13 protein-coding genes and 1 tRNA gene are annotated in these 14,670 nt (G+C 40.9%); 6 read left to right on the top strand and 8 right to left on the bottom strand.

The features are described 5' to 3' along the window. Positions 1-468 precede the first annotated feature (468 nt). Complete coding sequence (locus EHQ59_RS06455) at positions 469-1,221, bottom strand: SDR family NAD(P)-dependent oxidoreductase (RefSeq protein WP_135618463.1); 753 nt, start codon at positions 1,219-1,221, stop codon at positions 469-471. 287 nt (positions 1,222-1,508) lie between these two features. Between EHQ59_RS06455 and EHQ59_RS06450 the strand changes: the two genes are divergently transcribed. From EHQ59_RS06450 to EHQ59_RS06440, 3 genes are all read left to right on the top strand, one after another. Further along, complete coding sequence (locus EHQ59_RS06450; protein WP_135618461.1) at positions 1,509-1,712, top strand: SUMF1/EgtB/PvdO family nonheme iron enzyme; 204 nt, start codon at positions 1,509-1,511, stop codon at positions 1,710-1,712. Positions 1,713-2,034: 322 nt separating this feature from the next. After that, positions 2,035-5,475, top strand: coding sequence for a PAS domain S-box protein (locus EHQ59_RS06445; protein WP_135618459.1), 3,441 nt, complete (start codon positions 2,035-2,037; stop codon positions 5,473-5,475). Then, the gene (locus EHQ59_RS06440; RefSeq protein WP_135618457.1) at positions 5,472-6,482 is read left to right on the top strand and encodes an HD domain-containing phosphohydrolase; all 1,011 of its coding nucleotides are present in this window, start codon (positions 5,472-5,474) and stop codon (positions 6,480-6,482) included. The genes EHQ59_RS06445 and EHQ59_RS06440 overlap by 4 nt, the downstream gene beginning before the upstream one ends. 45 nt (positions 6,483-6,527) lie before the next feature. On the opposite strand, the gene EHQ59_RS06435 is transcribed toward EHQ59_RS06440, so the two are convergent. Both EHQ59_RS06435 and EHQ59_RS06430 read right to left on the bottom strand, forming a co-directional pair. Further along, positions 6,528-7,259, bottom strand: coding sequence for a class II aldolase/adducin head domain-containing protein (locus EHQ59_RS06435; RefSeq protein ID WP_135618455.1), 732 nt, complete (start codon positions 7,257-7,259; stop codon positions 6,528-6,530). Positions 7,260-7,283: 24 nt separating this feature from the next. Then, the gene (locus EHQ59_RS06430; RefSeq protein ID WP_135618453.1) at positions 7,284-7,940 is read right to left on the bottom strand and encodes a class II aldolase/adducin family protein; all 657 of its coding nucleotides are present in this window, start codon (positions 7,938-7,940) and stop codon (positions 7,284-7,286) included. A gap of 675 nt (positions 7,941-8,615) precedes the next feature. Between EHQ59_RS06430 and EHQ59_RS06425 the strand changes: the two genes are divergently transcribed. After that, positions 8,616-8,921 (top strand): hypothetical protein, encoded by a 306-nt coding sequence (locus EHQ59_RS06425; protein WP_135618451.1) that lies wholly within the window; start codon positions 8,616-8,618, stop codon positions 8,919-8,921. 110 nt (positions 8,922-9,031) lie between these two features. Here EHQ59_RS06425 and EHQ59_RS06420 read toward each other — a convergent pair whose 3' ends face one another. Then, positions 9,032-9,706 (bottom strand): CDP-alcohol phosphatidyltransferase family protein, encoded by a 675-nt coding sequence (locus EHQ59_RS06420; protein ID WP_135618449.1) that lies wholly within the window; start codon positions 9,704-9,706, stop codon positions 9,032-9,034. 103 nt (positions 9,707-9,809) lie between these two features. Between EHQ59_RS06420 and EHQ59_RS06415 the strand changes: the two genes are divergently transcribed. After that, positions 9,810-9,886, top strand: a tRNA-Asp gene (locus EHQ59_RS06415). A 31-nt stretch (positions 9,887-9,917) separates the two neighbouring features. On the opposite strand, the gene fliG is transcribed toward EHQ59_RS06415, so the two are convergent. After that, entirely contained in the window at positions 9,918-10,937 is a 1,020-nt protein-coding gene (fliG, locus tag EHQ59_RS06410; protein WP_135618447.1) for a flagellar motor switch protein FliG, read from the bottom strand. 131 nt (positions 10,938-11,068) lie between these two features. Here fliG and EHQ59_RS06405 point away from each other — a divergent pair, with 131 nt between their 5' ends. Continuing rightward, entirely contained in the window at positions 11,069-11,278 is a 210-nt protein-coding gene (locus EHQ59_RS06405; protein ID WP_015675889.1) for a hypothetical protein, read from the top strand. Positions 11,279-11,290: 12 nt separating this feature from the next. On the opposite strand, the gene EHQ59_RS06400 is transcribed toward EHQ59_RS06405, so the two are convergent. From EHQ59_RS06400 to pdhA, 3 genes are read right to left on the bottom strand one after another with little or no spacing between them, the layout of a single operon-like run. After that, a complete protein-coding gene (locus EHQ59_RS06400; RefSeq protein WP_135618445.1) occupies positions 11,291-12,679 on the bottom strand; it encodes a pyruvate dehydrogenase complex dihydrolipoamide acetyltransferase in 1,389 nt (462 codons plus the stop codon). A 10-nt stretch (positions 12,680-12,689) separates the two neighbouring features. Continuing rightward, positions 12,690-13,664 (bottom strand): pyruvate dehydrogenase complex E1 component subunit beta, encoded by a 975-nt coding sequence (locus EHQ59_RS06395; RefSeq protein WP_135618443.1) that lies wholly within the window; start codon positions 13,662-13,664, stop codon positions 12,690-12,692. After that, on the bottom strand, positions 13,665-14,588 hold the full coding sequence (gene pdhA / locus EHQ59_RS06390) for a pyruvate dehydrogenase (acetyl-transferring) E1 component subunit alpha (RefSeq protein WP_244245418.1): 924 nt from the start codon (positions 14,586-14,588) through the stop codon (positions 13,665-13,667). Positions 14,589-14,670: the final 82 nt, after the last annotated feature.

Here is a 14,670-nt window from a genome sequence, read left to right as displayed (position 1 = left end):
GTGTTGATTGTTTATCCCTTCTAAATGTATCTCTGAGGAAGTAGGTTGGGGAATGTAGGCTCCTTCGTTTGTAGTTTTTGAGGGAATGGGTGAATGTTTCCCCTTTGCGGTTAATTTCTTTGTTCCTTTTTTGGTTCTAGGCTTAGATTCTACTGTGTGTCCTAGCTTTGGAGAGACTTTTCTAGAGTTTATGGTTCTATGGGAATGGCTTCTAGAAGGTGACTCGTTGGAAGAGCCTAATTTTGGGGCACAGGTGTTAAGTTCTGAATGGGAATTAGGGGATTTGTGCGGATTAGAATGAGGAGATTAGGGGGTTTGAATCCCCGAAGAATTTTTGATCTGTTCCTATCCCTACCGTTTTAAAAAAAGTAGGGATTGATTTCCTTCGGGGACCGGGCTCCTTCGGGGTGCGCTAACGCTCCCGTCTGACATCCGTCAGACCAAGCCCGCCGTATCCCTTTCAAGGAACTAACTTCTAGTCCCACCATCAATTCTATACACAGATCCCGTGATAAAACTGGATTCCTCTGATGCTAAAAAAGCGATGAGATTTGCGACTTCACTCGGTTTGCCAAGTCGTCCCATTGGAATGTTTTTTTCCATAGCGACTCTTCCTCGTTCTCCTGCGACATCCAGGATGGCAGTTTCTGTCCAACCAGGACAAACTGCATTGATCCGAACCCCTGCTTTTGCTACTTCCAATGCGGCCGTTGTAGTGAGTTCGATCACACCAGCTTTGGCCACGCAATAGGGCCCAAGCGAAGGGGAGGCACCAAGCCCTGCGATGGACGCAACATTGACAATGGAACCCCCTTTTTTGTCGGCTAACATTAGTTTAGTTGCATACTTCTGACACCAAAAGACACTTGTTAAATCTAAAAGTAAGAGTTGGTTCCAAACCTCTGTTGTCACTTTATGCATAAAAGTCGGTTTGTTTGCAATGCCTGCATTATTGATCATGATGTCTAGGCGTTTGTTTTGGTTGACAAAATGATGGGTGAGTTCTATAATTTCATCTTCCTTGGTGACATCACATTTGAGGAAAGTTGCATTTCCACCAAATGATTGAATTTTTTCTACGACAAGTGTTCCTTCTTCCACTTTGATATCAGAAACCAGGACATTGGCTCCTCGTTTCGCGAGTAAAATACATGTTTCCTTTCCAATACCGAGCGCACCACCTGTAACGATGGCATTTTTACTTTTTAAACTAGAATCCATTTTAGTAAATGTTGTACTTTTAAGGTACTTGGCAAATCATTTTAATTCAATGTTAGCCGATAAGTGAACCTATCGGTATACTTTTGGGACCATTCCAAATTAGATCCCAATCGAATTCAAGTTTCCAAAAAGAAATGGAGAGACTGCGAAAAGAATTGATTGAAAGGTTGGGTTTTTCTCAGATTCACTAGTCGAAACGCTCCTGAATTATTGACAGCCAAAGAGATAGAACGCATTACAAAAATATAGGAACGTGATGTGAAGGAATGTGAAAGAATGGAAATTGTATGCTCTCTTTGGAAAGAATGAAAGATTGGGAATGGGAAAAAAAGATGGGGGCCAATTTTTTGTATCCGTTTGGAAAACAATCAAACATTCCGAATCGGGACGATGATCCTATTGTTTGTGTTTCGTATCTAGATGCAAAAGCATACTGTGAATTTTACCAAATGAGGTTACCCACTGAAGCTGAGAGGGGATATGTTGCTTGAGGTGGATCCTGGTGGTGTTCTGAAAAAACCTGCAAAGGCCACGGACTATCTTATCGTGGCAAGATTCAAAAAGATTCACCTTTTAATAATAATGGGTTTCGTTGCGTAAAAGACTTAAACCTATGATAAACAGCATTTTTTATAGCGAATCTCATTACCTTTTTTGCATTCTTTTTATTTCCTTTTTATTGATTAGGAAAAGTACGGATACATACCAATTCATTTTCCATTCTTTGTAATTACTTCCTTTTCATCAGATTCCATTGTCAAAGAATGGGGACAGAATACATTCGTTTTTTCTAAACCTCTGATTTGATCATCTATGGATTTGTTGCAGAAATTTTTTATCCTCTCCCCAACTGACATATATTTTCTGAAAGGAACCTATAACACGTGGTTGGTTGTCCTATCCATATTCATCTCAATCCTTGCTTCTTGGATATCCCTCTACCTCTTACACCGGTTTTCGGAAGTAGGGAATCAACTTTCTCAGTTTGCCATTGTGTTTACCGCTAGTTTATCCCTTGGGGGAGCAGTTTGGTCGATGCATTTCATTGGAATGATGTCTTTTGATTTGTGTACAACTGTTACTTATGACAAACTTATCACAACATTATCCATTCTTCCTAGTTTTTTTGCTTCTTACTTTGCTTTAAAAACACTGAGCAAAAAACAAATATCCCGTTGGGAATTAATTTCTGTTGGGGTATTAGTGGGTGCGGGCATTGGTTTTATGCATTACATGGGAATGTCTGCGATGCAGATGAAACCAAAATTATTGTATGATCCCATTTTGTTTTTGGTATCTCTTGTGGTTGCGATATCACTTGCAATTCTTTCTCTGTTTATCCAATTTCGATTGAAGAATAATACATGGAAAATTCGTCCCTTGTATCTTTCCTGTGTCAGTGGCATTGTGATGGGATCTGCAATCTCTGGGATGCATTATACTGGTATGGCAGCTGCACGTTTTGTGGTTCCACTTGGTACAGAGCTTGACAACTCATCTACTGACCAAGTGTTCTTAGCCTTTCTTGTTGGTTTTGGTAGTTTATTTGTCATTGGCTCTGCTATCGTTACCACCGCTTTTATCAGTTATAAAGATTTATTCCAAAACCTATTAAAGAGTGAATCAAGACTTCGCGCGATTATTGGAACCGCTGCCGACGCCATCGTGATGATTGATACCAAGGGTATTGTTCAGGAATTCAATCATACTGCTGAGAAAATGTTTGGATGGAGCGCTGAAGAAATCATCGGACAAAATGTAAACATTCTTATGCCAAGTCCGTTTCGAGAGGAACATGATGGTTATTTAAATAATTACCTGACTACAGGGCAGGCAAAAATCATAGGAATTGGTAGAGAAACAATTGCTCTCAGAAAAGATGGGACTACGTTTCCCATTCGACTTGCCATAGGTCACACCAAACTTCCACAAGACGATATTTTTGTAGGACTAATCAGTGATATCTCTGATCGAATCATGATCGAACATGCCTTAAGAGATAATGAAGAACAACTAAAGTCTTTTATCCAAAATATTCCGGGAGTTGTTTATCGCTGTGAGATTGACGAATATTGGTCTTCTATTTTTTTAAGTGATGCGATTTACCAATTATCTGGTTACCCAGCGAAAGACTTTTTAGAGCCCAATCGGATTCGTAATTTTTCTGACATCATTTATCCCGAAGACCGTGAACATGTTGCCAATACCATTCAAAATGCAATTGATACTGCGGATACCTTTGTTTTAAACTATCGGATCCAACACAAAAATGGAGACATTCGTTGGGTTTTGGAATACGGAGGAATTGTTTATGATGAGAACAAAGAAGTTAAGTATTTAGATGGAGTCATCTTAGATAACACCGATCGTCGTAGGATCGAAGAAGCTTTGATTGAATCGAAAGAAAAAGCAGAAATGGCTTCTTTTACAAAATCTACGTTTCTTGCCAATATGAGCCATGAAATCCGTACACCTATGAATGCCATCATAGGTTTTACCGAAGTGTTACTTGCGGATTCTCTCCCTCAATCCCAACGAAAACATTTAGAAACCATTCGCAATTCCGCCAAATCCTTGTTACGACTTTTAAATGATATATTAAATTCAGCAAAACTTGATCGTGGTGCGGTGGAATTGGAGATCGTTGATTTTTCTTTGATATCCCTTGTTGACCAAGTTTCTTCTACACTGGGAATGGAAGCCAAGAGGAAAGGTCTTTCCTTCCATACCGAATATGCGGATGATTTAGGAGATTATTATAAAGGGGATAGTTTAAGAATCCGTCAAATTTTAACCAATCTTGTGGGCAATGCGATTAAATTTACCAAAGAAGGTAAAATTAGGTTATCTGTAAAACCTAGCGGTGGTATGGTGCTCTTTCATATCCATGATACAGGAATTGGAATTTCAGAAGACCGATTGGATAAAATATTTGAACCCTTTACACAAGCAGACGTTTCGATGAGTCGAAAATTTGGAGGAACTGGCCTTGGCACGACCATTTCCAAACAATTGGTAGAACTTATGGGAGGACGGATTTGGGTGGAAAGTCGAGTGGGAGAGGGAAGTGATTTTTATTTTACTTTGCCTCTTCTTTCTGGGAACGCGACCACCGAAATTGCCGGTTTAAAAATAATCCCTTTGCCAAAAATGAAAGTCCTCATTGTGGATGATGTCAAACAAAACGTGGAACTCATTCAAATTCTTATGGAAGCAGACGGGCATGATGTGGTTGTTGCACATAATGGACGTGAGGCGCTAGATCGTTTTCGTGAACAAGATTTTGATTTGGTTTTAATGGATATCCAAATGCCCGAGATGGATGGATTAGAAGCAACCAAACAAATTCGTTTGATGCAAACGAAGGGAGAAGGGAAACGAATTCCCATCCTTGCATTGTCTGCCAGTGTTTTTGAAGAAGACAAAATACAAGCAAAAGAAGCGGGAATGGATGGCTTTGTTTCCAAACCCATTGATGTAGAAGAATTATTCTTAGAAATTGCGAAATGGTTTCAAGTTCCGAATATTTCTCCCCAGGCTAATGAAAGTCCAAACGTGAGATTGGAAGTTGGTGATAAAAGAATTTCAAAATCCGGACTGAGTTCCAAGGAAGAATTGTCCACTCTCGATTGGAAACGCGGGATTGCGATTTATGGCTCGGAAACACTTTATCTGACAGCTGTGAGAGACTTTCTGGAAAGCCAAGCGCTTTGGTTTTCAGAAAGGAATCCTAAGGAACCTGACTTAGAAACAAACAAACAACTCCTTCATAAATGGAAGGGTGCATCCGCCAATTTAGGGATCCATCCTTTGGTTTCTCTACTGACTCATTGGGAAAAAAAGGAAGGGATTTTGTCCCTCACAAAATCCGATTGGGCAGTGATGGAGGAGACGGTAACATCTCTTCTACAACAAGTATTCCATTGGTTAGAGAGCGGAAAGGAAGAAAGATCAAAAGTTTTGGATCCATCTTTGAGAAACGATTGGGGCGCGGATTCAATGGCAAACCAAGCCAAACCGGTTTCCGCTTTGGATTGGGCAACCATTCGATTGCAATTGGAAGGTTTAATCCAGTCTTTCCAAAAGGGAAACCTGAATCCAGAAGTTTGGAAGGAATTGGATACTTGGATGGATACAAGTGGATACAAACAGGTCCAGGTTCAATTGCAAAAAGCTGTGGAACAATTTGATTTTGAAGGTGCGATTCAGATTTTAGAAAACCTAAAACTACAATTGGGAGAGGAAAAAAAGTGAATTCCTACGAAAAAGCAAAAATTTTGATCATCGATGATGAACCAACCAACTTACAAATATTAAATGAAATTTTAAAAAATGATTATACGTTGTATTTTGCAAAAGATGCTAAAAAAGGTTGGGAACTGGCAGAAAACGAAAGGCCAAATTTAATTTTATTAGATGTCATGATGCCAGAAACTACCGGTTATGATCTCTGCCAAAAATTGAAAGCAAACGAAATCACCAAGTTTATCCCAGTGATCTTTGTAACAGCGTTAACCGATGTTGGTGATGAAGAAAAAGGATTTTCTTTAGGAGCGGTGGACTATATCACAAAACCAGTAAGTCCTTCTATCGTGAAAGCGCGAGTCAAAACACATTTGTCGCTTGTGGATGGAGAGGAAGTCAAAATCACTCGGTTACAAATCATTCAACGTTTGGGAATGGCATCGGAATACAAAGACAATGAAACGGGAATGCATGTGATTCGGATGAGTCATTATTCCAAAACCTTAGCTCGGGCAATTGGATACAGTGAAGAAGGGGCAGAAGAAATTTTAAACGCAGCTCCCATGCATGATGTTGGGAAAATTGGAATTCCTGATTCCATCATACAAAAACCAGGGAAACTCACAGAAGAGGAATGGCTTATCATGAAACGCCATCCAGAAATTGGTGCCGAAATCATTGGAGACCATCACTCTAGTTTATTAAGACTCGCAAAGTCCATAGCCCTCACTCATCATGAAAAATTTGATGGTTCAGGTTATCCCAAAGGTCTTGTCGGAGAAATCATTCCTTTGGAAGGCAGAATCATTGCAATTGCCGATGTGTTTGATGCTCTAACAACAGTACGACCCTATAAAAAAGCTTGGGAAGTAGAAGATGCTCTAAGTTATTTACAAAAAGAAGCAGGAACTCATTTTGATCCGAAACTAGTGAAAGAATTTTTAACTGTAATTCCAAAAATTCTTGAAATCAAAGCTGAGTGGCCAGAAGAAATCGAAGTATCTAAATCAGCATGAAATCAAATTAGGATTCATCCTTAAAAACAAAATTGGTTTCTAAGATCAGTAAGCCTTAAATCCAGTAGGCCTTTCTCCTCTTTGGTAGAATTCCGTAGCTTTTTTTTCATCCTTTAGTAATCTTTGTTTGGCGATAAACCGCACAAACCAAGGGATCTTACGCACCATTCCACCTGTGGCAATTGCTAAAAGATAGGCTTTGGCACATTTTTCAATCAATTCCGAATTATAAATGGCTTTTTCTCTTGTGACACTTGTGATGATCACTTCTTCTCCTAAGGTAAACCCATTGGCACCAGAGAGTAGGATGGGACTTGGGATCAAATTCCCATGAATGTCGAGTGGAAGGTTTTCCACGGGAGCTCCTAATTGGCGACACTGTTCATCAAACACAAGAGGTAGAGGGTGGTCCAAACGATGAAGTTGTGAACTCCACGGGGGACAGAACCGGACTATCGCTCCCACATCCTTTCGGAGAGTCAATAGTTGTGCATGGAAACGTATGAGGTTTGGAAGGAAAGGGAAAGATGTTTTCCCACCAAACATTGTGTTTGGATGTTCCAGAGAAAACGTAGAGACAAAAAGAGTTCCTTTTTTACCAGAATCTTTTGCCATGAGGATCATTTTTCCTTCCCCAGGAATTCGAAACGAAAGGCTGACCCTTTGATTTTGGAATAATCCTTTTGCTTCTAAACGATTCCATAAATCGTATAATTCCCTTTCATCAGGTGATTTTTTTATTTGTTTCGGTTTTTGTTTTTTGACCTTTGCAATCATTGGGTTACCTAATCAGTGTCCATTCTAAGAAACAAAAACAGATTGGATTTGTTTTTGTAAGGGAATCGGAACGTTTTTGAATTCTTGGTTACTTTGAATGGAAAACCGAAGATACTCTTTTGCTTCCTTCTCAATGTGTGTCACAGATCGAATGGCCGAAGTTAGGTCATTGGCACCACAGACGATCCCATGATTTTTTAACAGATAACCATTTTGATTCTCTGTGATTTTTTTACGAAACGCACGTACGAGAAAAGATGTTCCTGAAGGAGCATAGGAAACCAACACGAGTTTCGTTCCTATGCTAAGCATTGCTTCTTTGGATTGTAAGGGAATGTCTTTGCCAAGAAGAGTAATGGCACTTCCAAGAGGTTGGTGTGTGTGCAAACTCACTTTGAGATCGGGTCTTTTTTGAAAAAAACTAGCATGGATTCCACTTTCTGTTGTAGGTTGTTTTGTCCCTTTCACCATCTCCAAGGTATCAATCCGTAAGACACAAAGGTCTTCTGGTTTCATGGTATAATAATCACTTGCCGAAGGTGTCACGACCATATGGTTTTCATCCAACCGGACAGCAAGATTTCCACCAATTCCTGCTAAAAAACCAAGATCGGCTAACTGGATACAGGCGGATATCATCTCTTTTTGGATGGTTTGGAGATTTGTATTGTTTGTTCCCATCATTATGTCCTAGTTTCCATTTTGCGAAAATAATCGACAAGTGTCGACTAAAATTTTTAATAGGAACGAGTCTAGGCAATCAGTCACTTGTTGCATCTATCCTCTGATGGGAGGTGCTTGTGCAAAGAATTTACCGCTTACCGTGATAGGACCTGACTCGAAAGAAGGATATATCCCAATCTGGATGGTTGCCACATCCTTTTGCATGAGGGATCTCATTTTCATCCAAATCATCCAAGAGCAGTATGGAAATATTTGTTATGAATCTTCTATTGAGGAAAGAACGATTTCGTAAACGTAGAAAACCGTTTGTATGACCAAACAGAATGTTTAGGAAGTTCAATGAAACTGAAAATGGAAAAGGTGGAAAGAATCGAGTGGAGTTGAATCGTTCTGAAATTTATCTTATGAACTCAATCATTCGAAGTGAACGGGATGAATGTAATTGGAAACATGGTGATTCATTTGTTTTTCTTAGTTTTTTAGAATCCTTTTGATCTTAAAAAGAATGTAACATGTTCAATGATACTCCTTCATACAATCATTCTTGTATGTTTGGGAAAGAAATTGGTATAGATCATCTTTAGAAAATAAAAATGAATTTACTTTTTGGAATACAACCATTGTTATCGTTTCCAGACGGAAGATAGAACCAATCTTCATAAGGTTACATGTATGGAAGAAAACGAAACAATAGAAATGCCAGTCGTAATGGAAGAACCTGCTCCTGAAGTAACAGTTGTTGCTAAAAAAGCAGCACCTAAAAAGAAGAAAGCAGCGAAAAAGAAAGCGGCTAAGAAAAAAAGAGCTAAAAAAGCAGCTCCTAAGAAGAAAAAGGCTGCCAAAAAGAAAAAAGCAGCTAAAAAGAAACCTGCAAAGAAAAAAACAAAGAAAGTAGTTTCTAAAAAGAGACCCGCAAAAAAGAAAACGGCAAAGAAAAAAGCCGGTAAAAAAAGAGCGGCTAAGAAAAAAAGACGTTAAATTCGAATGGGGTAGTAGTTCCCAACGGACACACATATCGTGTTTTACCTTTGGACCTATTATCCCTTATCTCACCTACCATTCTCTCTTACATCGATGAAATCATTCCCTTAAATCTTTTGGTATTTCTTTGCTTGTTTTTTGTTTTCTGGATCCAGTTCAATTGCTTCCGGATGGAAGACAATGTTCCAATAACGCACTACATACGCTATGACACCCGCAGTGAGTACAAAAAGTAAAACGTAAGCGGAGAGTACAGGGTGCAAAAGAAAAGAATAAGGTGCTCCAAACTGATGAAAATAAGGTAAAGACATATACCAAATCACTGAGACTGCCACAATTCCCACACCAAATTTTCCCCACCAATTGGGTCTACCTTGTAACCCGCGTTTTAAGTATAAAAACCCACCAAGCCATACACCTAAAATCTCTCGAATGAAATAAACGATTAAAATCCAATTGGGAAAATCAAAATGAATGGTGACAACAAAGAGTCCACCTAAAGTAACCAGTTTATCACAAACAGGATCTAAGTAACGACCCAGAGTGGTTTCTTGGTTCAGGAGTCTTGCAAAGAGCCCATCCAAATAATCACTGAAGACCGCTGCAAGTGCATAACCAATTGAGGCAAAGAAGGCTTTTAAATTGGAAGGATCATTGGCATAATCATAAGTGCTATAGAAGAAAAAGGGTAATAACAATACACGAAATATAGATAAAAAATTGGATAGAGTGAAGATCCGATCCTGGAAAAGGTCTTTGGCTTTTTTTTCTTCGATTTGCATAGAACCAATGCCAGAATTTAAAAATTCTAACCGAAGGCAAGAAAACAAATGAAAACAATGTTGACGTTTGGAGTCGAATCTATAGCCTGGTTTTTATTCCGATGGAGTTGTAGCTCAGTTGGTTAGAGTGCCTGCCTGTCACGCAGGATGTCGCGGGTTCGAGCCCCGTCAACTCCGCCATCGGGATTTTCCCTTCTCAACGAATCCAGTTTCATTCAATGTATTCTTCTTTTTCCTTTTTGAATAGGATTTGATTTTCCTCTTCGAGCACTCTTGCTACCTGGACAATTTTACTTCTTGCTTCGTTTATCTCTCGTAAGGTGACTCGTGGTTTCATGTCTAAATGATCCAAAATGTCTTCCGCACGGTTTTGGCTCATATTGTTTAAGAATTTTTTTCGAATTTCATCACCTGCACCTCGGATCGCAAGAGAGATAGAAGTATCATCTGCCAATCGATTGATGAGAATTCGCATCTCCTTGTTATCGAGGGAAAGGATGTCTTCAAATGTGTATAATTTTTCTCTGACTTGGTCTGCCACTTCCGGAGAAGACTCTTCTAATTCGGACAAAATGGTTTCTTCTGCCCCTTTTTCCATAAAGTTGAGGATGTTCGCCAGGACATGAGCTCCACCAGCTTCCGAGTATTCTTGTTTGTCTCGTTCTTCGTAGCGTTTCTTTAAGATCCTGGCGATGTTTTGGATCACATCAGGGTGAGTTTTAGAAGTTGTGGCAAGTCGAACGGCAATTTTTGCCTGTTCTGGTTTAGGGAAAAGTTTCAAAACATCGGCAGCCTTTTTCGGATCCAAATGAGATAGGGTCACAGCAATGATTTGTGGTGACTCTGTGTTTAACATATTCTGTAATACACTGGGTGCTACTTGGTTTAAAAATTCAAAATCGTTCTTTGTTTCTTCTTTGTGGATCTTTTTTAAAATCACATTCGCTTTTTCAGATCCGACAGTATGTTCGAGAAGGGATTTCGCAGTCGAGAGTCCACCAGATGTGGATTCTGTCAGATCTTCAATGGTATGATGGAATTCTTTTAGTATGTTTTCTTTTTCTTCTTTGGAAACTGATCTGATTTTGGACATTTCCAAAATCACTGCTTCGAGCATGGCATCATCCAGGTGTCTTAGAACCTCGGCGGCTCTTTCTTTGCCAAGAGAAAGGAGGAGGAGGGCAGCTTTTCGTACGCCAGGAGTGGCGGAGGTTGGGTTCTCAGACTTCATGTGACATAATTCTCCGAGTTTCCCATGGATGTCAAAAAAAACTTATCTAATGAGACAAAATTTTCTAAAGGTCTCATTCACTTCGTACGATACCCTTTGTAAGTTACAAAGAGAAAGGAACGAAAAACCAGATGGATAAAGCTCACAAATTCAAAAACACATTAGAACGTTACATTCACTACCGAGGAATCGACATCGTTTTACACCTCAAAGATGGAAAGAGCATCGAACTCGATAAAAACCGCCAAATGATGGACGATGTCGTCATCGGGAATTTGGCAACCGGAGTAGTTCGCATTCCCATTGCCGATATCCAAAGTGCAGATTTTTTTGCTGCTTAAGGCCAAACTTGTTTAACCGACTGCAAGGAGAAGGTTTGGTTTTTCCAAAAAGCTCCTTAATGTCTTTAAAAACTCTGCTCCCACCGCTCCATCGATCACCCGATGATCGCAGGAGAGTGTGAGAGAAAGAACCCTTCCCGCCACTACGTTTCCGTTTTCCACAACGGGTTTGTCTTCCACAGAACCTACGGCAAGGATTGCTCCTTCTGGTTCATTGATGATGGCTGTAAACCGACTGATCCCATACATTCCCAAATTGGAGATCGTAAAGGTTCCATTGGTGAACTCTTCAGGTTTTAGTTTTCTGTCTCTTGCTTTTTTTGCGAGTTCTTTCACTTCACTGGAGATTTGAAGGATGGACTTTCTGTTCGCATCTCGAATGACGGGCGTTAAAAGTCCTCCGTCGATAGAGACAGCAATGCCAACATCCACTCGTCCAAATTGTAAAATGGAATCCCCTTGGAAACTGGCATTCACTTTCGGATGGAGCCGAAGTGCCGCAGCAGTTGCTTTGACAATGATGTCATTTAAACTTACCTTGGCCGGTGATTCTGGATTTTGTGTGGTTTGGAACTCGTTGATTTCTTTGCGAAAGGTCTCAAGAGCTCTTGCATTCACATCCACATTCAAATAAAAATGAGGGAGGTTTTGTTTCGATTCCGTCAGTCGTTTGGCAATGGTTTTACGCATCCCATTCAAACTCACCACTTCATCATTCACTTGTGTTTCGAAACCAAGAGATGTTGTCAAAGGACCTTTGGTCAGAGTATCGAGTACATCCTTTTTCGTGATCCTTCCTTCGGGGCCCGTACCAATCACTTTGTGTAAATCGATTCCATGTTCGATGGCAATGGATTTGGCAAGAGGAGAAGCAAGGACACGGAGCGTCCCTCGGGGAACGTTTGGTGTAATATTCGTTGTGTCTTTCGAAAGGGATGTTGGCGCATTAGTAACAGCTGGTTTTTTTGTCTCCGCAACATTGACCGTTTGTTTGGTTACATTGGAACCATCATCTCCAAGAGAGCTCACACTCGATGTGGGTATTTCTTTGGTAGTTTCCTTGGTTTGTGCTTGGGTAGGTGAGGAGGAAGTCGGTTTTTCTTCTCCGCCAGAGGAGCCTTGTTTTTTGGGAAGGTTAGAAAGTAGGGAAGTGATGTCTTCTCCCGGTTTTCCAATGACGGCAAGTGCTTCACCTACTTTTAGTTTGGTGCCTTCCCCTTGGATGATTTTTAAAATTACACCTGAATCGTACGCTTCCATCTCCATGACGGCTTTGTCCGTTTCGACTTCGGCGAGGATATCGCCAGGACTTACAGAATCCCCTTCTTTTTTTAGCCATTTGACAATCGTTCCCTCTTCCATGGTAGGGGATAACTGGGTCATTTCTTGTATTTTTGCCATCTTAGTCTCCTTACCGTAACATCTCTCGGATGGTATTTGCCACTCGGTTGGCATTTGGCAAACTCATACGTTCTAGGTTTGCAGCGTAAGACATAGGAACATCCATTTGAGTGACGCGTTCCACGGGATGGTCTAGGTAAGAAAAAACATTCTTTTGGATGAGGTGAGAGATTTGTGCTCCAAACCCAGCGACAGGCCATCCTTCTTCCACAACGATTGCTCGGTTTGTTTTTTTCACGGAATCATAAATTAGATTCTCATCTAACGGACGTAAACTGCGAAGATCCACGATTTCCACTGAGATTCCTTCTTTTTCTAAAATGGCCGCGGCTTCTTCTGCAAAACTCAGTGCCCTTGACCAGGTAACGAGAGTTATATCGGTGCCCTTCCGTTTGATTTCTCCGAGTCCCAGGGGAATGGAATATTCCTCGTCGGGGACTTCTCCTTTGGAACCATATAATACTTCTGATTCGATAAAGATGGTTGGGTTATTGTCTCGGATGGATGATTTTAAAAGGCCATAGGCATCTTTAGGAGTCGCCGGACAAACCACTTTGAGGCCAGGGCAGTGGGCATACCAGGATTCAAAGGCTTGTGAGTGTTGTGCCCCGAGCCTTCCTCCTGCTCCACCTGCACCACGAAATACAATGGGCATCGGAAACTGACCACCACTCATATAATTCATCTTCGCGGCTGAGTTGATGATTTGATCAATGGCAACTAATGAAAAATTCCAAGTCATAAATTCAATGATGGGTCTAAGGCCTACCATGGCCGAACCCACACCAATTCCAGCAAAACCATTTTCCGAAATGGGGGTATCGATCACTCGTTCCTCCCCAAACTTATCGAGCATTCCTTGGGAAACTTTATAGGCACCTTGGTAATGTCCTACTTCTTCACCCATGAGGTAGATGAGTGGGTCTTTTTCCATTTCTTCCACCATGGCGCGGTTGAGTGCTTCTCTATACGTTAAAATCGCCATTTATTTGTCCTCCGCATACACATACTTGTGGAGTTGGGAAAGAGGTGGTTCAGGGGAGGATTCAGCAAATGTATAGGCTTCGTCAATTTGGGTTTGGATCTCTGATTCGAGTTTGTCCAACTCCACTGACTTCATTCCACCTAACTCGAGTTCGTGTCTTGCTCGCATGAGTGGATCTTTCTTTTTATATGCATCCAATTCTTCTTTGGTCCGATACTTCGCCGGATCTGACATGGAGTGTCCACGGAAACGGTAAGTAGAAACTTCGATGAGAGTGGGACCTTCCCCTCGGCGAGCTCTGTCCACAGCAACTTTGACGTGGTCTCTGACTTTACGAACTTCGTCTCCTTCGATATGATCTCTCGCCATATCATAAGCATAGGCTCTCACTGATACATCTTTGACAGCGAGGGCTCGGTATTCTGGTGTTCCCATCGCATAATGGTTGTTCTCACAGATAAAGACAACGGGAAGTTTCCAAATGGCGGCTAGGTTCAGTCCTTCATGAAAGGATCCAATATTGGCAGCACCTTCTCCAAAAAAACAAATGGTGACGGAGTCTTCTTTTTTGTATTTGGAAGCAAAGGCAATCCCTGCGGCGAGGGAAATATGCCCACCCACAATTCCGTGGCCTCCCATAAAATGTGCATTACGATCAAAAAAATGCATTGAACCACCATTTCCTTTGGAGATTCCTGTGGCTTTTCCGAAGAGTTCCGCCATGAGGGGATTGGGATGTAAACCACGAGCGAGTGCATGACCATGGTCGCGGTAAGTGGAAACGATGTAGTCATGTGGTGTGAGGGCGGCTATGGAACCAACTCCCACAGCTTCCTGGCCTATGTACAAATGTAGAAAACCACCAATTTTTCCGACACTATACGCCTTCGCAGCAGCTTCTTCAAACTTACGTATTAGAACCATTTGTCTGTAGAACTCTTTCAATTCGCTCACAGAGTGTGAGTCTTTGGGGATAGAAGAAACCAAATAGAACCTCCAAAACCAC

The sequence above is a fragment of the Leptospira kemamanensis genome (genome assembly GCF_004769665.1).
Lineage (GTDB): Bacteria > Spirochaetota > Leptospiria > Leptospirales > Leptospiraceae > Leptospira_A > Leptospira_A kemamanensis.
The sequence above is the reverse complement of the archived record's forward strand: the minus strand, read 5'-3'. Positions and strand labels throughout refer to the sequence as shown.